23 protein-coding genes are annotated in these 21,478 nt (G+C 68.0%); 19 read left to right on the top strand and 4 right to left on the bottom strand.

Going from position 1 to position 21,478, the window contains the following annotated elements; all coding sequences use genetic code 11:
* The first annotated feature begins 63 nt into the window (after window positions 1–63).
* Genes DES41_RS21225 through DES41_RS21210 form a run of 4 tightly spaced genes read left to right on the top strand, consistent with a single transcriptional unit; the run spans window position 64 to window position 2,904 of the window.
* Entirely contained in the window at window positions 64–339 is a 276-nt protein-coding gene (locus tag DES41_RS21225; protein ID WP_114469666.1) for a DnaJ domain-containing protein, read from the top strand.
* Between the two features lie 8 nt (window positions 340–347).
* Window positions 348–929 carry a hypothetical protein gene (locus DES41_RS21220; RefSeq protein ID WP_114469665.1) on the top strand — a complete coding sequence of 194 codons (582 nt, stop codon included), beginning with the start codon at window positions 348–350 and terminating at the stop codon, window positions 927–929.
* A gap of 2 nt (window positions 930–931) precedes the next feature.
* Window positions 932–1,681, top strand: coding sequence for a hypothetical protein (locus tag DES41_RS21215; RefSeq protein WP_114469664.1), 750 nt, complete (start codon window positions 932–934; stop codon window positions 1,679–1,681).
* Window positions 1,681–2,904 carry a hypothetical protein gene (locus DES41_RS21210; protein WP_114469663.1) on the top strand — a complete coding sequence of 408 codons (1,224 nt, stop codon included), beginning with the start codon at window positions 1,681–1,683 and terminating at the stop codon, window positions 2,902–2,904. Before DES41_RS21215 ends, DES41_RS21210 begins: the two co-directional genes overlap by 1 nt.
* 63 nt (window positions 2,905–2,967) lie before the next feature.
* Here DES41_RS21210 and DES41_RS21205 read toward each other — a convergent pair whose 3' ends face one another.
* Complete coding sequence (locus DES41_RS21205; RefSeq protein WP_114469662.1) at window positions 2,968–4,113, bottom strand: citrate/2-methylcitrate synthase; 1,146 nt, start codon at window positions 4,111–4,113, stop codon at window positions 2,968–2,970.
* A 107-nt stretch (window positions 4,114–4,220) separates the two neighbouring features.
* On the opposite strand from DES41_RS21205, the gene DES41_RS21200 reads away from it, so the two are divergent.
* The 5 genes from DES41_RS21200 (at window position 4,221) to DES41_RS21180 (ending at window position 8,949) form a co-directional block, all read left to right on the top strand.
* Window positions 4,221–5,174, top strand: a complete 954-nt coding sequence (locus tag DES41_RS21200) for a 2-hydroxyacid dehydrogenase (RefSeq protein WP_114469661.1) — start codon at window positions 4,221–4,223, stop codon at window positions 5,172–5,174.
* Between the two features lie 25 nt (window positions 5,175–5,199).
* Complete coding sequence (locus tag DES41_RS21195) at window positions 5,200–6,162, top strand: Bug family tripartite tricarboxylate transporter substrate binding protein (protein WP_114469660.1); 963 nt, start codon at window positions 5,200–5,202, stop codon at window positions 6,160–6,162.
* 318 nt (window positions 6,163–6,480) lie between these two features.
* Window positions 6,481–7,176 carry a fumarylacetoacetate hydrolase family protein gene (locus DES41_RS21190; protein WP_114469659.1) on the top strand — a complete coding sequence of 232 codons (696 nt, stop codon included), beginning with the start codon at window positions 6,481–6,483 and terminating at the stop codon, window positions 7,174–7,176.
* Window positions 7,173–7,937 (top strand): SDR family oxidoreductase, encoded by a 765-nt coding sequence (locus DES41_RS21185; RefSeq protein WP_114469658.1) that lies wholly within the window; start codon window positions 7,173–7,175, stop codon window positions 7,935–7,937. Before DES41_RS21190 ends, DES41_RS21185 begins: the two co-directional genes overlap by 4 nt.
* Before the next feature lie 37 nt (window positions 7,938–7,974).
* Entirely contained in the window at window positions 7,975–8,949 is a 975-nt protein-coding gene (locus tag DES41_RS21180; protein ID WP_114469657.1) for a Bug family tripartite tricarboxylate transporter substrate binding protein, read from the top strand.
* On the opposite strand, the gene DES41_RS21175 is transcribed toward DES41_RS21180, so the two are convergent.
* On the bottom strand, window positions 8,946–9,740 hold the full coding sequence (locus tag DES41_RS21175) for a TerC family protein (protein ID WP_114469656.1): 795 nt from the start codon (window positions 9,738–9,740) through the stop codon (window positions 8,946–8,948). The genes DES41_RS21180 and DES41_RS21175 overlap by 4 nt on opposite strands.
* A 191-nt stretch (window positions 9,741–9,931) precedes the next feature.
* Between DES41_RS21175 and DES41_RS21170 the strand changes: the two genes are divergently transcribed.
* The 5 genes from DES41_RS21170 to DES41_RS21155 all read left to right on the top strand — a co-directional run bounded on the left by DES41_RS21170 (window position 9,932) and on the right by DES41_RS21155 (window position 13,448).
* The gene (locus tag DES41_RS21170) at window positions 9,932–11,071 is read left to right on the top strand and encodes a serine hydrolase domain-containing protein (protein WP_211333033.1); all 1,140 of its coding nucleotides are present in this window, start codon (window positions 9,932–9,934) and stop codon (window positions 11,069–11,071) included.
* 58 nt (window positions 11,072–11,129) lie between these two features.
* Window positions 11,130–11,522 carry a nuclear transport factor 2 family protein gene (locus DES41_RS21165; protein ID WP_114469655.1) on the top strand — a complete coding sequence of 131 codons (393 nt, stop codon included), beginning with the start codon at window positions 11,130–11,132 and terminating at the stop codon, window positions 11,520–11,522.
* Window positions 11,523–11,589: 67 nt separating this feature from the next.
* On the top strand, window positions 11,590–12,219 hold the full coding sequence (locus DES41_RS21160; RefSeq protein ID WP_114469654.1) for a DUF1294 domain-containing protein: 630 nt from the start codon (window positions 11,590–11,592) through the stop codon (window positions 12,217–12,219).
* Window positions 12,216–12,416: a hypothetical protein gene (locus DES41_RS37890; RefSeq protein WP_147282915.1), complete on the top strand. Its 201-nt coding sequence runs from the start codon at window positions 12,216–12,218 to the stop codon at window positions 12,414–12,416. Before DES41_RS21160 ends, DES41_RS37890 begins: the two co-directional genes overlap by 4 nt.
* A 99-nt stretch (window positions 12,417–12,515) precedes the next feature.
* Window positions 12,516–13,448, top strand: coding sequence for an AEC family transporter (locus tag DES41_RS21155; RefSeq protein WP_114469653.1), 933 nt, complete (start codon window positions 12,516–12,518; stop codon window positions 13,446–13,448).
* A gap of 3 nt (window positions 13,449–13,451) precedes the next feature.
* Here DES41_RS21155 and DES41_RS21150 read toward each other — a convergent pair whose 3' ends face one another.
* Window positions 13,452–14,387 (bottom strand): LysR substrate-binding domain-containing protein, encoded by a 936-nt coding sequence (locus tag DES41_RS21150; RefSeq protein ID WP_114469652.1) that lies wholly within the window; start codon window positions 14,385–14,387, stop codon window positions 13,452–13,454.
* Window positions 14,388–14,492: 105 nt separating this feature from the next.
* On the opposite strand from DES41_RS21150, the gene DES41_RS21145 reads away from it, so the two are divergent.
* Together DES41_RS21145 and DES41_RS21140 are read left to right on the top strand one after the other, a co-directional pair.
* Window positions 14,493–15,581 (top strand): tartrate dehydrogenase, encoded by a 1,089-nt coding sequence (locus DES41_RS21145; protein ID WP_114469651.1) that lies wholly within the window; start codon window positions 14,493–14,495, stop codon window positions 15,579–15,581.
* Window positions 15,582–15,685: 104 nt separating this feature from the next.
* The gene (locus DES41_RS21140) at window positions 15,686–16,648 is read left to right on the top strand and encodes a tripartite tricarboxylate transporter substrate binding protein (protein ID WP_114469650.1); all 963 of its coding nucleotides are present in this window, start codon (window positions 15,686–15,688) and stop codon (window positions 16,646–16,648) included.
* Between the two features lie 12 nt (window positions 16,649–16,660).
* Here DES41_RS21140 and DES41_RS21135 read toward each other — a convergent pair whose 3' ends face one another.
* A complete protein-coding gene (locus DES41_RS21135) occupies window positions 16,661–17,278 on the bottom strand; it encodes an NAD(P)-dependent oxidoreductase (protein ID WP_114469649.1) in 618 nt (205 codons plus the stop codon).
* Between DES41_RS21135 and DES41_RS38480 the strand changes: the two genes are divergently transcribed.
* The 3 genes from DES41_RS38480 to DES41_RS21125 all read left to right on the top strand — a co-directional run bounded on the left by DES41_RS38480 (window position 17,277) and on the right by DES41_RS21125 (window position 21,470).
* A complete protein-coding gene (locus DES41_RS38480; RefSeq protein ID WP_170168247.1) occupies window positions 17,277–17,441 on the top strand; it encodes a hypothetical protein in 165 nt (54 codons plus the stop codon). The two genes, DES41_RS21135 and DES41_RS38480, sit on opposite strands and share 2 nt — an antisense overlap.
* A 263-nt stretch (window positions 17,442–17,704) precedes the next feature.
* Entirely contained in the window at window positions 17,705–19,138 is a 1,434-nt protein-coding gene (locus tag DES41_RS37885) for a hypothetical protein (protein WP_147282914.1), read from the top strand.
* A gap of 70 nt (window positions 19,139–19,208) precedes the next feature.
* Window positions 19,209–21,470: an McrB family protein gene (locus DES41_RS21125; RefSeq protein WP_147282913.1), complete on the top strand. Its 2,262-nt coding sequence runs from the start codon at window positions 19,209–19,211 to the stop codon at window positions 21,468–21,470.
* The last annotated feature ends 8 nt before the right edge of the window (window positions 21,471–21,478 follow it).

Here is a 21,478-nt window from a genome sequence, read left to right as displayed (position 1 = left end):
TGCCACCTACAATCGCCGCCTTTTGCCGCCCGCCCCAACCTGCGGACGGCAGCAAGACACCGCATGCAAGACCACTATCTCGCCCTGGGTGTCAGCAGTGGCGCGAGCCTGGCGGACATCAAGAAGGCCTACCGCCAACAGGCAGCCCTCCACCACCCGGACCGCAGCACCGCAGCCGATGCCGCCACCCGTTTCCGCGCCATCCAGGAGGCTTACGACATCCTGGGCGACGAGGCCAAACGCGAGGCTTACGACACCAACCGTAAGCGCAACCTGCTCGACGACCCGCTGGAAACGGCGCGCGAGATCTGGGCAGACTATTTCCGCACGCTGACCTAGCCCCCCCGATGCACGTTTCACCCTTCTTCCGCAACCTGCGCTCGGCCTACCTGGCCGAACTCGACGACATGCGCCACGACTCCGAGGGCCAGCACGTGCTCGACCGGCGGCTGGCCGAACGGCGCGGCGAACTCAGCTTCCTGGTCGCCATGCTGGAGCTCAGCCCCGAGATGGTGGCCGTGGTGCTGCACAAGGCCTTCCAGTTCCGCTCCGGGCCGGCCATGGAGCGCCTGCTGGCCTGCGAGGCCGGCAACCTGACCGCCTGGGACAGCCTGCGCGAAGGCATCGAGATCGCCCCCTGGGCGCAGGCCACGGTGCAGACGCTGCGCCAGCACCCGGCCGGTGACAACTTCCTCAGCGTGGCTGCCGCGCTGGAGTACATGGTGGGCAGCACCCGGCATGCCGCCGACGGTGCAGACCACGGCGACGACGCGGACGACGCCGACCGCGAAGACGACCGCGACGGCGACCAGGACGCAGACGCGCGCCAGCCGCTCTCGGCCGACGACCTGGACGACGCCGACGCCCAGACCCGCGAAGAGGCCCGCGCCGACTGGATGGCCGAGCAAGGCTTCGACCGCAAGGACTGAACATGAGCAACCACCTCGCCCTGATCGAGAAGACCCAGAGCCTGATCGCCGCAGGCGACATCGCCGGCGCCGAGTCGGCCCTTACCGAACTGGCCGACGCCGAGGGCGACCGCGCGCTGATGGTGGTGCTGGACCAGCTGGCCCCCAAGGACATCCTGGCGGTCATGCGCGAGTACGACCCCTCGCGCGAATCGGTCGTGAACCTGCTGGTCACGCCCGAGCAGTTCGCCCGGGCCATCGTCATCGAGAAGCGCTACAAGGACCTCACCCACACGCACCTGCGCGGCATGGTGAACTCCATCATCTTCCGCGAGGACGCCGACCCCGTGGCGTTCCTCACCGCCGTCGGCGACCTGGAAGGCGGCAGCGAGGCCATGGCCAACTACTTCGCGGAGAAGTGGGCCCGCATCGAGGCCTTCGCGCGCACCGGAACCTTCGACACCGTCGAGGAAGACGGCGAGATGCTGTCCGAGCAGGCGCTGCTGGGCTCGGCCTACGCCAGCCCCCGGATCGACCTGGAAGAGGTGGCCGACCAGGACTGGATGGAGCTGGCCTGGCGCATGCGCTACGAGACCCCCGACCTGTTCACCGAGACCCTGCTGGTCCTGCGCGCCCAGGCCCGCGCCCACCACCTGGGCACGGAGGACGAGGAAGAGGCCGGCGAGGAAGACGTGCGCGTGGAGACCAGCGACACCGACCGTGGCCGCAGCACCCCCGCCGCGCGCGAAGACGACGAAGAATCCGCGATCTGATGGACCACCCCGACCAGGCTGCCCAGGCCGTCGCGCTGTTCGACGAGCGGCCCTTCTTCGAGAAGGCCCTGCAGCACGGCGTGCGCCACGGCATCCTCGTGCCCGACAAGCTGGCCGCGATGTGCCAGGAGGCCCCCAAGGGCATGGTGCAGATCGCGCGCTACTTCGGCACCGAGTACCTGCGGCCCGACCTCGAACTGGCCCGCACGCGGCTGGTCAACCTGGTGAGCCTGTACCTGGAGCACAGCAGCGGTGGCGACCTCGACCTGGCCGCCGAATCGCTGCGCGACCACAGCCTGCTGTCGCGCTCCAAGGGCGGATCGGACATGCTCAAGGCGCTGATCGTGATGCCGCAGAGCAGCCACTTCGGCATGCAGGAACACGGCGCCTTCGAGGACAAGCACATCCCCTTGCTCGCCAAGTGGACCCTGCGCAGCCTGACCGAGTACCAGGCCGAGCGCGCCGCGCGCAGCCACGCCACGAAGCTGGTGGAGGCCGCCATCTGGATGGCCGCGCAGCTGGGCCTGGACGCCGACGACCTGGAAGACGCCGGCAAGGACGCCGAAGCCGTGCTGCGCACCGCCCTGCTGGTGCGCGCCTGCCGGCGCAGCGCCATGCCGGACTGGCGCGCCTTCGAGAAGATGGTGCTGGGCCTGCGCAAGAAGTACGCGGAGCCGGCCCAGGTGCCGATCGATTTGCCCAGGGACCTGCCCGCCGCCTATGTCGAGGTGCTGCAGTCCGTGCAGGCCTCCGTCGTGCAGGACCTGCCCCGGATCCTCGATGCCGCCGTCGGCGTGCGCAAGCTGTTCGACCAGACCCCGGCCTTCCTGGGCCGCTATTTCTGGTCGGAGGATGCGCTGGCCGACCTCGAGCATTTCGAGCGCAGCAACAGCGCGCTGTGGGACAAGGCCACCGAAGGCCACAGCGACGACAGTTCGCTGCTGACCCTGTTCCTGCGCATCGCGACCGGCGGCAAGCACGCCACGCTGCTGAGCGAGAAGACCGCGCTGGGCCTCGTGAAGAAGGTGCAGAAGTCGGGCCTGGACGCCGACGCACCGCGCCAGTTCATCGGGCAGCATGCGCCGGTCGCACTGCGCAACGACTACCTGAAGCTGTGGAACGCCTTCGTCGCCGAAGCCGAGCCGGTGCTGCGCAGCGACCGGGTGCACGCCACCGCGGACGCGCTGGCGCTGCTGCGCCGGGAATGCAATATCGCGGACTGACACGCAGGGGCGTGCCGCAAGCGCACGGTCATCCGGACCGGCGGGAGGACGCCGGCCACTGCCTCAGGCCGGCACAGCGCCCACATAGCGCCCGCGCGGCCGGATCACCTGGGTGACGCCCAACTGCTCCAGGCTGTGCGCCAACAGGCCCACGCTGCGCGCCGTGGCCATGATGCCGAAGGCCGCATCGGGCGGCAGGCCGTGGTGCGCCACCAGGGCGGCCAGCGCCACATCCACGTTGGGCTGCAGGCCGGTGAGCGCGGTCACGCGTTCGATGAAGCGCGCGATCACGGGCGGCGGCGCGAAGCGCGCCAGCAGCGCCGCGCCGCGCGGATCGCCGTCCGGGTACAGGAAGTGGCCGAAGCCGGCGAATGGCTGCCCGGTCGACAGGTAGTGCGCCACCACCTGCTCTTCGCCAAGCCGCTCGACCTCGGCGAAGAGCGCGCGCACACGGCCCGAGGCATCGCCGTGCAGCGGGCCTGAGAGCGTGGCCAGCCCGGCCAGCAGGCAGGCCGGCAGCGATGCGCCGTTGGACGAGGCGATGCGCGCGGCGAAGGCCGAGCTGGTGAGTTCGTGGTCGAGCAGCAGCACCATGGCCGTGCGCAGCAACTCGGCCACCGCGGGCGGCTGCTTCCACCCGCGCGCCAGGCGCTGGTGCAGCGGCCCGCTCCCGGGCTTGGCGCCGAAAGCATCGGCCACCAAACCCACGAGGCCCTGGCCCTCCTGGTGCAACACGCGGGTGAGACGGCCGCGCGTGGAGTGGCCGGAGGCCGCCAGCTGCGCCAGCGCGGTGAACGCAGCGGCGCGGCCCGGCGCCGACACGGGCGCGGTGGCGCCCAGCGAGGCGAAGTCCGCCGGCTGCTCGGCCTCCCACATCCACTGGGCGGCCTCTTCCAGCGTGGCCGATTCGGCCAACTCCACCGCATCGCGCCCGCGGTAGTGCGGCCGGCCCTTGAAGAAGGCCGTCAGCGCCGTCGGAATGCTGGGCTCGGCACCGAACAGCGTGTTGGCCGCCAGCGTCTCGTGCTTGCGGCCGGCCTGCTTGCGCTTGGCCAGTGCCGCCACATGCTCGGCGCGGTACAGGCTGCGCCGCGTGTCGGCCGGGTCGGGCATGACCTCCAGCTTGCCGCGGCTGACGTAGGCGTACACGGTCTGCGCGCGCACACCGAGCTGGCGGCACGCCTCGTCCATCGAAATCCAGGAGGCCATGGTCGGTCGTCGCAAATGTCTATATGTTGATTTTATACATCAATATTTACATTGACATCAACATAAACCTACCATGCGCCACCTTCTGCCAACCGAGCCTGATTGCCATGAAACCGCGTGTCCTGCAACTGAACCCGATCCTGATCCCGGCCATCAACGAGCAGCTGGCTGCGCGCTACGAGGTGCACAAGCACTTCGAGCTCAAGGATCCCGAGGGCTGGCTGCGCGAGCACGGCGCGTCGATCCAGGCCGTCACCACGGGCGGCCACACCGGCATCTCGCGCGCCATGCTGGAGCAGTTGCCCAACCTCAAGGTGGTGGCCGTCAACGGTGTCGGCACCGACGCGGTCGACCTGGCCTACTGCCGCGGGCGCGGCCTGCCCGTCACCGCCACGCTCGGCGCACTGACCGAAGACGTGGCCGACCTGGCCATCGGCCTGCTCATCGCGGCCTGCCGCAACATCTGCGCGGGCGACCGCTTCGTGCGCGCCGGCCTGTGGGAGAAGAACCCCTCGCCCAGCGCGATCCCGCTGGCGCGCCGCTTCTCGGGCATGCGCGTCGGCATCGTCGGCATGGGCCGCGTGGGCCGTGCCGTGGCCCAGCGCGCCGCCGCCTTCGGCTGCCCGATCAGCTACACCGACCTGCGCGCCATGGACGACGTGCCGCACCGCTTCGTCGCCGATCTGGTCGACCTGGCACGCGAGTCCGACGCGCTGGTGCTGTGCGCCGCGGCAGACAAGGCCGAGGGCATCGTCAACGCCGCCGTGCTCGACGCGCTGGGCCCGCGCGGCTTCCTCGTCAACGTGGCGCGCGGCCGCCTCGTCAACGAAGCCGATCTGACCGAGGCCCTGGTGGCCGGCCGCATCGCCGGCGCGGGCCTGGACGTGTTCGTCGACGAGCCGCGCGTGCCGCAAGCACTGCGCGAACACGAGCAGGTGACGCTGCAAGCCCACCGCGCCAGCGCCACCTGGGAGACACGCACGGCCATGGCGCAGATGGTGCTGGACAGCGTCGACCAGGCCCTGGCCGGCCAGCGGCCCACGCTGAGCCTCACGACCTGAGACCACACCCTTGCGGAGACAACCCATGATCAAACGCCACCTTCTCATCGCGCTGGCTCTGGCCTTTGCTGCCCCCGTGTTCGCGCAGGGCTTTCCCAACAAGCCGGTCACGCTGGTCGTGCCCTTCCCACCCGGTGGCGGCACCGACACCGGTGGGCGCGTGATCGCCGAGCAGCTGGGCCGCCGCTGGGGCCAGCCCGTGATCGTGGAGAACAAGGGCGGCGCGGCCGGCCAGATCGGAGCCGACTTCGTGGCCAAGGCCCGGCCCGACGGCTACACGCTGCTGCTGGGCAACATCGGCACGCAGGCCATCAACCCGCTGCTCTACCCCAAGATGCCCTACGACGCCGACAAGGCGTTCGCCCCGGTCTCGCTCGTGGCCGAACTGCCGCTGGCCATGATGGTCAACCCGGCCGTGCCCGCGAAGACGGCGGCCGAGTTCGTCGCCCTGGCCAAGGCCAAGCCGGGCCAGCTGAGCTACAGCAGCTCGGGCGCGGGCGGCGCGCCGCACCTGGCGGCCGAGATGTTCAAGGACCAGACGGGCGCCTTCATCCTGCACGTGCCCTACCGCGGCGGCGGCCCGGCCATCGCCGACCTGCTGGCCGGCCATGTGCAGCTGTCGTTCATGACCGTGCTGGAAGCCTCCGGCCACATCAAGGCCGGCAAGCTGCGTGCGCTGGCCGTTACCGGCGACAAGCGCGTCTCTGCGTTCCCGGATGTGCCCACGCTGGCCGAAGGCACCATCCCCGGCTTCAACGCGATCTCGTGGATCGGCCTGCTGGCGCCGGCCGGCACGCCGCAGGACGTGCAGGACAAGATCGCCGCCGACGTGCGCGCCGTGCTGGCCGACGAGGCCGTGAAGGCGCGCTTCGTGGCCCTGGGCGGCGTGCCGCGCGCCACCTCGCCGGCCGAGTTCGGCAAGCTGATCGCAGACGATCGTGCGCGCTATGCGCAGATCATCCGCGCCCGCAAGATCACGATCGAGTGAGCGCCGACATGCATGCTTGCGCAGGCTTGCGGCCCGACCGCGCCGACGGTGTACTCCGCTCCGCGAATGTCCCCCGCCCCGGGCCGCGGGCGGCCCGGGGCTCCTCCTTGATTTCGCTGCGCGGAGCACACCATCGACGCGGTCTATCGGCGTCGCGCAGCACAAGCCAGCACCACGCGACGTCTCCAGGGCCGAGGACATCGGGTGGCCTCTGCAGCGAAGTAAAGAAGGAGCCGAAGGCGGGTGACATGAGCGGAAGAGGCCACCCGGTGGCGTCGGCCCAGGCACCCCATCCAACCCGATCGCAAGGCCGCTGACATGACCCACTTCGCCATCCAACCACCGGAGCCCACCACCCTGGCAGTCGCGGGAACCGCAGCCGTGTTCCCCGTCGGCCGCGTGGTCTGCATCGGCCGCAACTACGCCTGGAGCGCGGGTGAACCCAAGCCGGCAGACATGCCCGCCTGGTTCATGAAGCCCGCCAATGCAGTCGTGCCGGCGCAAGGCACGCTCCCCTACCCGCCCCAGACACAGGACTTCTGCCACGAGATCGAACTCGTCGTGGCCATCGGCCAAGGCGGGCGCGACATCGATCCGGCCCAGGTGGAGGCCCAACACATCTGGGGCTACGCAGCCGGCCTGGACCTCACGCGGCGCGACCTGCAGCAGCAGGCCAAGCGCGCGGGCGGCCCCTGGGAGCCGGCCAAGGCCTTCGACCACTCCGCGCCGTGTACGCCGCTCGTGCCGGCCACATCCATCGGCCACCCGCACCGCGGCGCCATCTGGCTCGCGGTCAACGGCGCGCAACGCCAGCGCGCCGACCTGGCCGACCTGCTGTGGCCCGTGCCCGAACTCGTGGCCATGCTGTCGCGCTCGGTCGCGCTGCTGCCGGGCGACCTCATCTTCACCGGCACGCCTGCCGGCGTCGGCCCACTGCGACCGGGCGACCGCGTCACGGGCGGCATCACCGGCATCGGCGACTTCTCCATGACCGTCACTTCGGAACCGACATGAACACCACCACCACTCCCCGCATCGCCCTCGTCACGGGCGCAGGCAGCGGCATCGGCCGCGCCGCCGCACTGGGCCTGCTCGAAGACGGCTTCACCGTCGTGCTGGCCGGCCGCCGTGCCGAGCCCCTCAACGCGCTCGTCGACCAGGCCGCGTCCAGCGGCCACGCCGCGCTGGCCGTGCCCACCGACGTGACCGATCCGGCCAGCGTGCAGGCGCTGTTCGACACCATCGAGAAGACCTACGGCCGGCTCGACGTGGTGTTCAACAACGCCGGCGTGAACGCCCCCGCCGTGCCCATGGACGAGCTGCCCCTGGAGAAGTGGTTCGCCGTGCTCAACACCAACGTGACCGGCGTGTTCCTGTGCGCACGCGCCGCGTTCGGCCTCATGCGCAAGCAGGTGCCGCAGGGCGGCCGCATCATCAACAACGGCTCGATCTCGGCCCATGTGCCGCGCCCGTTCACCGCACCCTACACCGCCAGCAAGCACGCCGTGAGCGGCATCACCAAGTCGCTGGCGCTGGACGGCCGCGCCTTCAACATCGTGGCCAGCCAGATCGACATCGGCAACGCGCTGACCGAGCTGTCCGAGCGCATGACGCGCGGCGTGCTGCAGGCCAACGGCACCACGGCGCCTGAACCCATGATGGATGCGAAGCACGTGGCCGATGCCGTGCGCCACATCGCGGCGCTGCCGCTGTCGGCCAACGTGCTGAACATGACCGTGATGGCCAGCGCCATGCCCTTCGTCGGCCGCGGCTGAAGACGATTTTCCGAAACCCCACTTTGAGGAGACACGCATGCAACGCAAGACCCTGATCAAGACCCTGGCCGCCACGGCCGTGCTGGCCCTGCTGCCCGCCCTGGCCTCGGCCCAGGCCTACCCCACGCGCGCCATCAAGATCATCGTGCCGGCCCCGCCGGGCGGCGCCATCGACACCCTGGCCCGCGTCGTCGGCGACAAGCTCGCCGTCTCCATGGGCCAGCCCGTGATCGTGGACAACCGGCCCGGCGCCTCCAACAACCTGGGCACCGACGTGCTGGCCAAGTCGCCGCCCGACGGCTACACCATCGGCATCGTGGGCGGCAGCCACAACATCAACAAGTTCCTGTTCAAGAACCTGGGCTGGGACCCCGAGAAGAGCTTCGAGCCCATCGTCTACACCCACGTCGTGCCGCTGGTGTTCGCGATCTACCCGCAGATCCCGGCCAAGACCCTGCCCGAATTCATCGCCTGGATGAAGGCCCACCCCGACCAGGCCAAGGTGGCCACCTCGGGCCGCGGCAGCGCGCAGGAGATGGCGGCCGAGATGTTCCGCATGGCGTCGGGCGCCGAGATGCTGCTGGTGCCCTACAAGGGCTCCTCGGCCGCGCACCCCGATCTGCTGGGCGGGCGCACCGCGCTGTACATCGACACCATCAGCGCCATCCAGTCGCAGGTGAAGGCCGGCAACGTGCGCGCCGTCGCGGTGTCCACGCTCAAGCGCACGGCGGCGCTGCCCGACGTCCCCACGGCCGACGAGCAAGGCCTCAAGGGCTACGACGCCAACACCAACGGCGGCTTCCTCGCGCCGGCCGGCACGCCCAAGGCCATCGTCGACAAGCTCAACGCCGAGATCAACGCGGCCTTGAAGCTGCCCGACGTGCGCGCCAAGCTCGAAGGCGCTGGCATCGAGATCCAGGGCGGCACGCCGCAGGACTATGCGGCGGTCATCAAGTCGGACCTGGCCAAGTGGGCCAAGGTCGTCAAGGCCGCCAACATCCAGCCGGACTAGGAAGCCTGGCCCGTGCCGCGCTGCCTGGCGCGGCGCGACAGCATGTTGAGCATCTCCACCACCGTGGAGAAGGCCATGGCCGCATAGATGTAGCCCTTGGGCACGTGCACGCCGAAGCCCTCGGCGATCAGCACCGCGCCGATCATCAGCAGAAAGCCCAGCGCCAGCATCACCACGGTGGGGTTCTTGTTGATGAAGTTGGCCAGCGGCTCGGCGGCCAGCAGCATCACCGTCACGGCCACCAGCACCGCGATGACCATGACCGCGAGGTTGTCGGTCATGCCCACGGCGGTCAGGATGGAGTCGATCGAGAACACCAGGTCGAGCAGGATGATCTGCACGATCACCGAGGAGAACGACAGCGCCGCCGTGCCGGCGCCCTTCTCGAACACGCTGCCCGTGGGCACAGGGTCCACGGCATGGTGGATTTCCTTGGTGGCCTTCCAGATCAGGAACAGGCCGCCGGCGATCAGGATCATGTCCTTCCACGAGAACTCGGTCTCGAAGCTCGGCAGGCCGCCCGGACCCACATCGCCCTGCCAGCCCAGGTCGAACACCGGCGCCGTCAGGCCGACGAGCCAGGCGATCATGGAGAGCAGGCCGAGCCGCATGATGAGCGCCAGGCCGATGCCCAGGCGCCGCGCCCGCGCGCGCTGGTCCTCGGGCAGCTTGTTCGACAGGATGGAGATGAAGATCAGGTTGTCGATGCCCAGCACGACCTCCATCACGACCAGTGCCGCAAGTGCGGCCCAGGCGGCGGGGCTGGAGAACAAGGCCTGCAGGCTTTCCATGGTGGGTTCCGGTTGGTGCGACGCGGCATCATGCGCCGGGCCCGCAATGGCCGGCAGCGCATGCGGGATTTCGCCGGCATGCCCCGAAGGCGATGCTGTGCCGGCCCTGCCCGGCCTGTAACGCCCGCACACAGGCGCCGCCGCGCGGTGGCGCTACAGTGCCGCGGAAACCCATCTCCCGAGAACACGCCATGCACTCCGCGCACCCGCCCGCGCAGCCCGCTGCATGCGACCGCCGCAGGCTGCTGCAGGCGGCCGCCGCCCTGGCCTGCGCCCCCACCATCGCCGCCCCGGCCGTGGACCACTTCGCCTGGCCGCGCGCCGATGCGGCTGCCGCCAGCTTTGCCGCCGGTCTCGGCACCCAGTTCGACGAGGGGGTGCGCGGCGGCAAGTTCCCCGACCTGCATGCGGCGGTCGTCGTGCGGCGCGGCGCCATCGTGCTGGAACGCTACTACACCGGCCCCGACGAGCGCTGGGGCACACCGCTGGGCCGCGTGGCCTTCGACGACCGCACACGGCACGACCTGCGCTCGGTCAGCAAGAGCATCGTGGGCCTGCTCTACGGCATCGCGCTGGCCGAAGGCAAGGTGCCCGCGCCCGACCAGCCGGTGCTGGACGCCTTCCCCAGCTACGCCGACCTGGCCGCCGAGCCGGCCCGGCGCGCCATCACCATCGCCCACGTGCTGTCCATGACCATGGGCCTGGCCTGGAACGAGGACCTGCCCTACACCGACCCGGCCAACAGCGAGATCGCGATGGAGCGCAGCAGCGACCGCTACCACTACGTGCTGTCGCAGCCCATCGTCGGCGTGCCGGGTGCGGCCTGGCGCTACAGCGGCGGCGCCACCGCCCTGCTGGGCCACCTGATCGCGCGCGGCACCGGCATGCCGCTGCTGGACTACGCACGCGCCAGGCTGTTCGCGCCGCTGGGCATCGAGGACGTGGAATGGACGCCCGGCCTCAACGGCGAGGCCGCCGCGGCCTCGGGCCTGCGCATGCGCGCGCCCGACCTCGCGCGTGTGGGCCAGCTGGTGCTGGACGAGGGCCGATGGCAGGGCCGCAGCGTGGTGCCGGCCGAGTGGATCACGGCCTCGCTGACCCCGCGCACAGCCGCCTTCGAGGGCGTGCGCTATGGCTACCACTGGTACCTGGCGCAGCGCGCCGACGGCACGCCCTTCGGCTCGCTGGGCATCGGCTGGGGCGGGCAGCGGCTGGTGGTGGTGCCGTCGCAGCAGCTGGTGTATGTGCTGTTCATGGGCAACTACAACCGCCCGGACCAGCTGGGGCCGGTGCTGGCGGTGCAGGGCCTGATCCACGCGGCGCTGCGGTAGGCGTTCGGCGCCTTCAAGTACAGTTTGGCCGAGAAGGATTTCGTCAGAAAGCGATCCCATGGCCATCGACACGCTCTCCACCTGGCACCACCTGGTCGCGTCGCGCAACAGCCGCGGCCTTGCCGATCTGCTGGCCGACGAGGTGGTGTTCCACTCGCCTGTGGTCCACACCCCGCAGGTCGGCAAGGCGGTGACGACCCAGTACCTGTCGGCGGCCTTCCAGGTCTTCTTCAACGACAGTTTCCGCTACGTCCAGGAAACCACGGGCCCGGCCTCGGCGGTGCTGGAATTCGTGGTGGACATCGACGGCATCGCCGTCAACGGCATCGACAGCTTGCGGTGGAACGCCGAAGGCCGCATCACCGAATTCAAGGTGTTCATCCGCCCGCTCAAGGCCATCAACCTCGTGCACCAGAAGATGGCGGCGATGCTGCAGGCGCGCCCGTCTTGAAGCGGTTCACCCGCAGATTCCCCCCGGGACGGAACGCGGCTTTCATGACCGGCCGGCCCGTTCGTTGATGGCTGCGCCGCGCTTCACCGGCACCGTCAGCGCCTGGAACGACGAACGCGGCTTCGGCTTCATCCAGGCCGACCAGGGCGGGCCGGAAATCTTTGCCCACATCAAGTCTTTCCCGGCACGCAACGGCCGGCCACAGCCGCGGCAGCGCGTGAGTTTCGAGGTCGAGATCGGCCGCGAGGGAAAGAAGCGCGCCAGCAAGGTCGCGCTGGTGCAGGCGGCGCGTGCGCCTGCTCCCCGTGCACCGCGGCGCCAGGACAGCCCGGCGCCATGGAGCGCGGCGAGCGCCTTGGCCATTCCCGCATTCGTCCTCGTCTACGCCGCCGTGGCCCTGCTGTGGCGCGTTCCGGCCTGGGTCGCGGGGCTGTACCTGGTGGCCAGCGCCGCCTGCTTCCTGGCCTATGCCATCGACAAGTCGGCCGCCACCGCGGGCCGCTGGCGCATCGCCGAAAGCACGCTGCTCCTGCTGGGCCTGGCCGGCGGCTGGCCGGGCGCCATCGTCGCGCAGCAACTGCTGCGCCACAAGACCAGCAAGGCGGCGTTCCGTGCGGCGTTCTGGGGCACGGTGGCGCTCAACGTGGTGGCCTTCGTCGTCCTGCATGCGCCGTTGCTGCAGGCCTGGCGCCGATGAATCCGCGCGCCCGTGTCATCCGGCTGATGACGGAGCGCCTTTCCCGCGACAGCTTCCCGCGGCTGCAGATGGCGTTGATCGTTGCGCTCACGGGCGGCTTCGGCCTGCTGGCCTCGTTCGTGCTGTTGCAGCTGGGACTCGACGCGCGATCCGATCGCGCGGTGCTGCAGGTCCTCGCGCACGCGGCACGGCGTTGAGGCCCGCTGCACCGGCACGGCACGCGACTTGCGTGATGGCCGTCTCCGGTCAGAATCCCGCCTGCTTCCGATGATGCGCGCCGCTCCTTTCCCCTCCAGATGAACGCTGTCGGCAATGTGCTCGCGGCCACGGGGCCGATCTACCTGCTGATCCTGGCCGGCTTCCTGTGCGTTCGCCTGCGCGTGTTCGATGCCACGCAGGTGCGCGTGCTGGGCCGCTTTGCCACCCTGGTCGCGCTGCCGGCGCTGCTGCTGCGCGCGCTGGCCAGCCGGCCGCTGGGCGAGGTGCTGAGCCCGCGCTTCCTGGTGGCCTACGCGGCCGGCTCGCTTGCCGCGCTCGCGCTGGGTTTCGTCTGGGCGCGCAGGGTGCGGCGCGAGGGCGTGACCAAGGCCGCGATCATGGGCATGGGCATGTCGGGCTCCAACAGCGCCTTCGTGGGCTACCCGATCGCCTCGCAGCTGCTGGGGCCCACGGCCGGCGTCGCGCTGGCGCTCGTGATGCTGGTGGAGAACCTGCTCATGATCCCGCTCGCGCTGTCGGTGGCCGACAGCGGCGGCGGCTCGGGCAGCGTGCTGCGTCGCCTCGCGGGCCTGGCCCATGCCATGGTGCGCAACCCGCTGGTCGTGGCCATCGCGGTGGGCATCACGGTCTCGGCACTGGACCTGCCGGTGCCGGCCGTGCTGCACCAGACCATCAACATCGTCGCGGGCAGCGCGAGCCCGCTGGCGCTGTTCGCGATCGGCGGCACGCTCGTCGGCCTGAAGCCCGGCGGCATGCTGGCCGATGTCGCAGCCATCACGCTGGGCAAGCTGGTGCTGCATCCGCTCATGGTGCTGTTGGCCGTCACCCTGCTGCCGCCCGGCGACGGCGAGCTGGCCAAGGCGGCGCTGGTCTATGCCTGCGTGCCCATGATGAGCGTCTACGCCGTGCTGGCGCAGAAATACCAGCTCGAAGGGCTCTGCGCGGCCGCGCTGCTGGCCGCGATGACGCTCTCCTTCCTGACGATCAATCTCTGGCTGGCCTGGCTGTGAGATTCAGGCCGGCACGGCCGCGCCCTGCTGCGTGAAGGCCTGCGCAAGGAAGTCGACGAAGCCCCGCACGCGGGCCGAGGTCTGGTGGCGCTGCGGGTAGACGGCGTAGATGTCGGCGTCGGGCGTGTCGTACTGCGGCAGCACCTGCACCAGCCGGCCGCTGCGCAGGTGGCGCTGCACGTCCCACTCGGCACGCATCACGATGCCGTGGCCGTCCAGCGCCCAGCTCACCGCGATCTCGCCGTCGTTGGTCGCCAGGCTGCCGCGCGTCTTCACAGATTCGGGCCGGGCACTGCGGCCCTTGCCCTTGGCCGGCGTCAGCCGCCACACGCCATAGGCCTCCTCGCCCTGGCGGATGCCGATGCAGTTGTGCGCCGCGAGGTCGTGCGGCACCTTGGGCACGCCGTGCCGCGCCAGGTAGGCCGGTGCGGCGCACAGCAGCCGGCGGTTGGCGCCGAGGTTGCGCGCGATGACGCGGCTGTCCGGCGGCGCACCGAAGCGCACGCAGACGTCGAACACATCGTCGGTCAGCGCCGGCGGGCTGACCGACAGCTGCAGCTGGACCTGCACCTGCGGGTTCCTGCGCACGAAGCGCGAGACCAGCGGCGCCACATGGCTGCGGCCGAAGCCCAGCGTGGCGTTCACGCGCAGCAGCCCCTGCGGCGTGGCCTTGGAGACGCCCAGCAGTTCGCCCAGGCCGTCGATGTCCGCCAGGATGCGGCGCGCATGCTCCAGGTAGATCTCCCCCTCGGGCGTGAGGCCCATGCGGCGTGTGGAGCGGTTCACCAGCAGCACGCCCAGCCGTGCCTCCATCTGCGCCAGGCGCTTGCTGACGGCCGGCAGCGTCACGCCCAGTTCGCGCGCCGCCGCGCTGAGGCTGGCCGCACCGGCCAATGTGGAGAAGAAGCCCAGGTCGGCGGGCTGGATGCCGTGGCCCATGTGTTGAATCCAGGTTAAGAATGGATTCACTTTAGCGCCGATCCAGCACCTGCCGTGGTTCTTACAGTCCATCCATCCCAACACTGCTCTCCAAGGAAACGGACCATGAAGACCTACAGGATCGCCACCATCCCCGGCGACGGCATCGGCAAGGAAGTCGTGCCGGCCGGCCGCGAAGTGCTCGAGGCGGTGGCCGCCAGCAGCAGCGGCATCGCCTTCGATTTCGAGGATTTCGGCTGGGGCGGCGACTGGTTCCGCGCCCACGGCGAGATGATGCCGGCCAATGGCCTGGAGGCGCTCAAGGGCAAGGACGCCATCCTGTTCGGCTCCGCCGGCGACCCGCACATCCCCGACCACATCACGCTGTGGGGACTGCGCCTGAAGATCTGCCAGGGCTTCGACCAGTACGCCAACGTGCGGCCCACGCGCATCCTGCGCGGCATCGACGCGCCGCTCAAGCGCTGCGGGCCCGACGACCTGAACTGGGTCATCGTGCGCGAGAACTCCGAGGGCGAGTACTCCGGCGTGGGCGGCCGCGTGCACCAGGGCCACCCGATCGAGGCCGCGACCGATGTGTCCATCATGACCCGCGTGGGCGTGGAGCGCATCCTGCGCTACGCCTTCCAGCTGGCCCAGAGCCGGCCGCGCAAGCAGCTGACCGTGGTGACCAAGAGCAACGCCCAGCGCCACGCCATGGTGATGTGGGACGAGATCGCCGCCGAGGTGGCGGCCGGCTTCCCCGACGTGAAGTGGGACAAGGAACTCGTGGACGCCATGACGGCCCGCATGGTCAACAAGCCCGCCACGCTGGACACCATCGTCGCCACCAACCTGCATGCCGACATCCTGTCCGACCTGGCCGCCGCGCTGGCGGGCAGCCTGGGCATCGCGCCCACCGGCAACATCGATCCAGAGCGCCGCTACCCCTCGATGTTCGAGCCCATCCACGGTTCGGCCTTCGACATCATGGGCCAAGGCCTGGCCAACCCGGTCGGAACCTTCTGGTCGGTCGTGATGCTGCTGGAGCACCTGGGCGAGCACGCCGCCGCCCAGCGCGTGATGGCCGCCATCGAGCAGGTCACGGCCGACCCCGGGCTGCACACGCGCGACCTCGGTGGCCGGGCCACCACGGCCCAGGTCACGCAGGCCGTCTGCGCCCTGGTGGCCGGCAGCGCCAAGCGCAAGGCCGCCTGACAGCCTGACTCCCGCGGGCTCACGCCCGCGTCCTTCCCTCGCCCACGAAGCAGCCGCCAAGCGCTGCGGGGATGGTCTTTGCCCGCTGATTCCTGGAGACACGCATGAACCGCCGCAACACCTTCGCCATGCTGGCACTGGCCCTGGCCTGCAAGCTTGCCGCCGCCCAGGCCTTTCCGACCAAGCCGATCACGTTGATCGTGCCCTTCCCGCCCGGAGGCAGTTCCGATGCACTGGCCCGCTCGCTGACCACGCCGCTGTCGCAGGCGCTGGGCCAGCCCGTCATCGTCGAGAGCCGGCCCGGTGCCGGCGCCACCATCGGCGCGGACTTCGTCGCCAAGTCCAAGGCCGACGGCTATACGCTGCTGATGGGCGCGGTGCACCACACGATCGCCACCAGCGTCTACAAAAAGCTGCCCTACGACTTCGAGAAGAGCTTCGCGCCCATCACCACCGTGGCCCTGGTGCCCAATGTGCTGGTGGTCAACGCCAAGTCGGCCGCCACGGACGTGAAGGGCCTCATCGCGCTGGCCAAGGCGGCGCCGGGCAAGGTGGCGTACGGCTCGAACGGCAACGGCACGGTGCAGCACCTCATCGGCACGCAGTTCTCGGGCCTGGCCGGCGTGGAGCTCGTGCACGTGCCCTACAAGGGCAGCGCACCGCTGACCACCGACCTGCTGGGTGGGCAGATCGACCTGTCGTTCGACACGCTGACGCCGCTGGTGCAGCACATCAAGGGCGGCAAGCTGCGCGCGCTGGCCGTGACCACGGCCAAGCGCTCCAGCACGCTGCCCGAGGTGCCCACGCTGGCCGAGTCCGGCCTGCCGGGCTTCGACCAGGGCACCTGGTTCGGCATCCTCGCGCCCGCGGCCACGCCCCGGGACACCGTGGCCAGGCTCAACACCGAGATGGCGAAGATCATCCACTCGCCCGAGTTCAGGAAGCGCATGGAAGAGATCGGCGCCGAGCCCGTGGGCGACACGGCCGAGCAGATGGCCGCACGCATCAAGGACGACACCGCCAAGTACGCCAGGCTCGTGAAGGATGCGAAGGTGGCGATCGAGTGAGCGCCGGGCGGATCAGTAGCCGACCGTGAAGCGCTGGCGCGCGTGCTGCGGGCGCTCGATCTCGTCGGCCAGCGCGATCGCGAAGTCTTCCATCGAGATGTGGCTGTTGCCCTGTGCATCCACCAGCAGCTGGTCGCCGCCCAGGCGGAATTTGCCGGTGCGCTCGCCCGGTGCGAACAGCGCCGACGGCGATAAAAAGGTCCAGTCGACCCCCTGCTCGCCGCGCAGCGCCTGCAGGAACACGCGGCCCGCGCCGGCCTCGGCCTTGTAAGCCTCGGGGAACTGCGGCGTGTCGATCAGCGCCACACCGGGCGCCACCTCCAGGCTGCCGGCGCCGCCGACCACGGCAATGCGCGGCACGCCGGCCTGCCTGGCTGCCGCCACCAGCGTGGCGGCATCGATGCCGCCGACGAAGCGCGTGGCGCTGACCACCACGTCGTGGCCTTCGAGCAGCGGCGCCAGCGTGGCGGCCTGCGTGGCGTCGGCCGCCACCAGCGTGAGGCCTGCACGTGCCGGGGCCTTGGACGGATCGCGCGCGATGCCGGTCACGCGGTGGCCGCGCGCCAGCAGTTCTGCCGCGATGCGGGAGCCGGCGTTGCCGGTGATGCCGAGGATGGCGATGTTGGACATGGAGAACCTCTTTCGTGCTGCGCAGCGCTGCGGGATGCAGCGCCATGTCCGCCATCGTAAGTTGCTCCATTCGATTAAAAAACCATCTAGCATGCAATGCTTTGTTGCTTCATTCGATGAAATCATGGACCGCCTGACCGCCGCCGAAGTCTTCGTTGGTTAGGGACAAATTAGTCCTTGGTTTAGACAATTAGTCCTTGGCGTTTGGCAATCGAACAAATAGTCCTTGGCTTTGCGCCAAGTCGATTTCCAGCCCAGACAAATATGTCGTTGGGTGAAGGAAAAATCAAACGCCACAACAACTTACCTCATACACCTGTATAGCACCGGCCCAAGCTTTCCTGGCAGCGGTGAAGCATGTGATATCTGAGGCATGAGCGAGCGCGCGAGCGGCACAATCCGCCCCAAGCATCATGGAAGTGAGAAGTGCCAGCACGCAAGCCGACAAGCAAGACCAACGGAAATCGGTTCGAGTTCTATGTCCCGAGAGTCGCCGGAACTAAACCGGCGTTACCTATCGGCCCAGGAGCGAAGGCAGTCAAGGCTCCCGCCACGTTCGTCAAGAAGAACTTCAAGGTGACGGCGCACCCGCCCTTCGGCGCACCGGGTGGATTGCCAAAGAACGTGCCGATTCAAGACATTGATGTCCTTCGCGCCGCGCTGGAGTGCGGCTATGGAAAACGACGCGATTGGACAGCCTTGCTCCTGCTGAATCCCTCAGAGGCGCAAGACCTCGCCGCCTACCTGCTAGCCCGCCTCCAGATGCTTCTCTCCTGCATCTATATCGACAGTCAGGGCGCACGCACGCCCCGAGGCTTCTACAAAACCATGGAGACTTCAGAGAAGGCCGCCATGTCATTCGCGGCGGGCGGCATAGCGACCTATCTTGCTGCGCGGGAGTGGTTGTCCGCCGCGGGCGAGCGGCTTGATAAATTCCTCCACGTCGGCATCTTCACGAAAGCGATTGCAGGGGCACCAAGCCCCGTCCAGTACAACTCAACCGCTACCAAGTGGCCAGACTACCTTGCCGTGACAGCGTCGGGCGGTTGGCATGTCTTCGAAAGCAAAGGTGGCGTCAGGCGAGATAGATGGCGACGTGTCACTGAAGGTCTACTTCAGCTCAACGCCGTTCCGCAAATCGGCTGGGCTACACATCCTCCAGCCGCCGCTACCTCGATGGCCTGCGTGCACGCCAGCCTCGATGCCAACCAGCCAATACAGGTGACAGTCGTCGACCCGCCAGCAGACGCGCCTTCGCGTCCCGAGTCTCAGCCGGTAGCGCTAATCCCTGAAGTCGCTGTGCTGATGAAGACTTTGGAGACCATTGACCAGTTCCGCGCATTGACAGACATGCCTGCAGAGCTGCGGCCCACCATTGGCGAGAGCTGGGTGGAACGGGATTGCCGCCAGTTTCCGGGCGTGCGCGCCAGCTTGCCAGCTGGACTTCTTGCCCTGGAGGCTGAAGCCCGCGACCGTCTTGCCCTGTTCGTTGCCACCAGAGATGCCATTGAAAGCGAGAAATTTCGAAGCTTCTCTCTTCGACCTAAGGCCGCATTCACGCAGGCAGTGGACAAGGAGCTCGCCGGGCATGCGCTGCGGTTTCGCGATTCACCGGAGCGCAATCAACTCGTCGAGCTGGCACTCGACTATCGAACGGATGGGTTCCTCGTTCGTGTCAGCAGCGCGCTGGACCTCAACCGCTTTGCCGACGAAGCCGCTCGACTTGCCTCCGTTGCCAACGACATCTCTCCAGAAAGAGGTGACGTCGTCGCGACATCCGGCGGAATGCGACTGACACGTAAGCTTCGAGAGGGCCCTTCAGAACAGACCACTCGTGAGGTTGAGCGACCGCGGTCATAGGCTAGCTTGTCACAATGTAAGTCCAACAACGATTTCTGCCGTAGGCCGAGCAGAAGCCGGAGGGAGAAGAATGCCAGGAAAACTCGAGAGCGATGTCGCTCTGAAGAGCCAGCTTGACGCGGCTTTAGCAGGTACCGCCGCGTCCAAGGGAGCCCAAGAATGGTATGCGAGGCTTCACAGCTTCCTCGATGAAGTCAAAGCAGCAATCCCTGAACGCCTCCACGACGTTCAGTTCCTGAAGAAGCTCTGGGATGAGAATCCAGTCGCAGGCCTTGGCATGGGTTCGGTTAAGACCGCACCCGCCATCGCGGACGAAGGCTTCCGCGACTGGTTCGCGGGCGAGGTGATGAAGCCACTGCCAGGCGACCCGGCGGCCATCGAAGCTCATTTGACCGAGTTCTACAATGGCCTGCGTGACCGAACAAAGGCCCTTTGCGGCCGAGCGCCACGCCTGAAGCTCAATCGCGTGCTCTGCGCGCTCTTCCCTGAGCACTTCACCTCAGTCGCAGACCAAGGCAAATTGCTCTATCTGCACAAAGAGATGGGCGGCGGAGCAAACGACCACCCGGTCCGTGCACACAAAGCAATTCGAGCGCGAGTAGACGCCATCCTTGGACCAGTTGGCGATACCCAGATGGACCTCGTGCGTCGGGTATGTTTGCCTTGGATGGTCTACGAGCGCATTGCCGATGAGGGGGCCGAATCTGTTGCCAACCCATCCGATGACGAGCCGGCGCTCAAACCGCTCCCGGCCACGCTGAGGCGCAAGGGACTGACTTCCATGAAGGGCGGCTTTCAGACACTGCTGGGGCTCCTGCCGGAACTCAACGAAGGTGTCTCGAAGGACGAGTTCGCCGACCTCATCAGGCAGGCGAATCCAGAACTCGCAGCCAACAGCCTAAACACGAGCATCAACGTAGTCTCCCGTGAATTTGACCTGTGCAAACGGGAGGGAGACACCTATCGCCTAAGTGCGCGCGGTATCAACCTTCTGGAAACGCAGGACCCAGACGAACTCGCCGACCACCTCCTCACGAAAGTGCTTGGGGTCGACCATGTCCTGACGGTCCTGAATCAAGCGCCCCAACCGAAGCCTCAACTGGTCACACTGCTCCAGTCCGTTCATCCCGGATGGACCTCAGACTATGCGCCGACAGCGCTGCTCAGCTGGCTCATCAGCCTCGGACTCATTGAAGCTGCGGACATCAACGGCAGAAAACTTCTGCGAACCACTGAGCGCGGTAAGCGATGGGCCGAACTGGTCACCTGGGTGCCGCAGAGCCTGCCATTGCAGGCGGAGACTGTCGCCGAAATCAAGGCTCAAGTTGCTGAGAAGGTCCAGCTACCTTCGTTTTCCGACCTTTCCAAGCGGCTCGCAGAGTTGGTCGCAGGAAAGCTCGTTCTGGACCAATCATTGATTGAGCAACTACATGCGGGTCTATGGTTCCATCCCGTTCGACACTTTGCTGTGTTGACTGGGATATCTGGGTCTGGAAAGACACAGCTCGCGCAGAACTACGCGTCGGCTCTGTGCGGTATGGCCATGACCGAGGAGAACGACCGCGTCAGAGTCATCCCCGTTCAACCCGGGTGGTACGACCCCAGCCCACTTTTGGGCTATGTCAATCCAATTCAGGAGTCGTCGTATCGCAGCGCGCCGTTCCTAGAACTGCTGCTGCGTGCAGCAGCCGACCCTGAGAACCCGTACGTCGCCGTCCTCGACGAGATGAACCTGTCACACCCTGAGCAGTACCTGGCTCCTGTCCTCTCTGCCATGGAAACACATGGTTGGCTGGACCTTCATCAGCTTGGGGACGACTCCGTACCAACGCCCCCCCGGGTCAAGTACCCGGCGAATCTGGCAATCATCGGCACACTCAACATGGACGAGACCACGCACGGTCTCTCCGACAAGGTGCTCGACCGTGCATTCACGCTGGAGTTCTGGAATATCAGCGTTCAAGCCTTCCCCGGATGGAACTCCACCGCACTGGCGCCCGAGCTGAAAGAGAAGACACAGGCTGTACTGGTCGCATTGGGGGACGCTCTCGCGCCAGTTAGGCTCCACTTTGGCTGGCGAACAATCGATGACGTTGTGAGCTACCTCGCTTTCCACGCCGCATTGGCACCAAACAACGAGGCAGCCCTCGACCATGTCATCTACGCGAAGGTGCTACCAAAGCTCCGGGGCGAGACGTCAGTCAAGTTTCAGAAGGCGCTGCAGGAAACGCATAAGGCGCTGGCTGACCATGGCCTCACAAGGTGCTGCGCCAAGGTCAAAAGCATGCAGGAGGACCTCTCAGTCAGCGGGTCAGCCCGCTTCTGGCGATAGGCCTGGTG

The sequence above is a fragment of the Pseudorhodoferax soli genome, assembly GCF_003337555.1.
In the GTDB taxonomy this organism is placed as follows: Bacteria; Pseudomonadota; Gammaproteobacteria; order Burkholderiales; family Burkholderiaceae_C; genus Pseudorhodoferax; species Pseudorhodoferax soli.
Note: the sequence above shows the minus strand (reverse complement) of the source record. Positions and strands in the feature narration are given on the sequence as shown.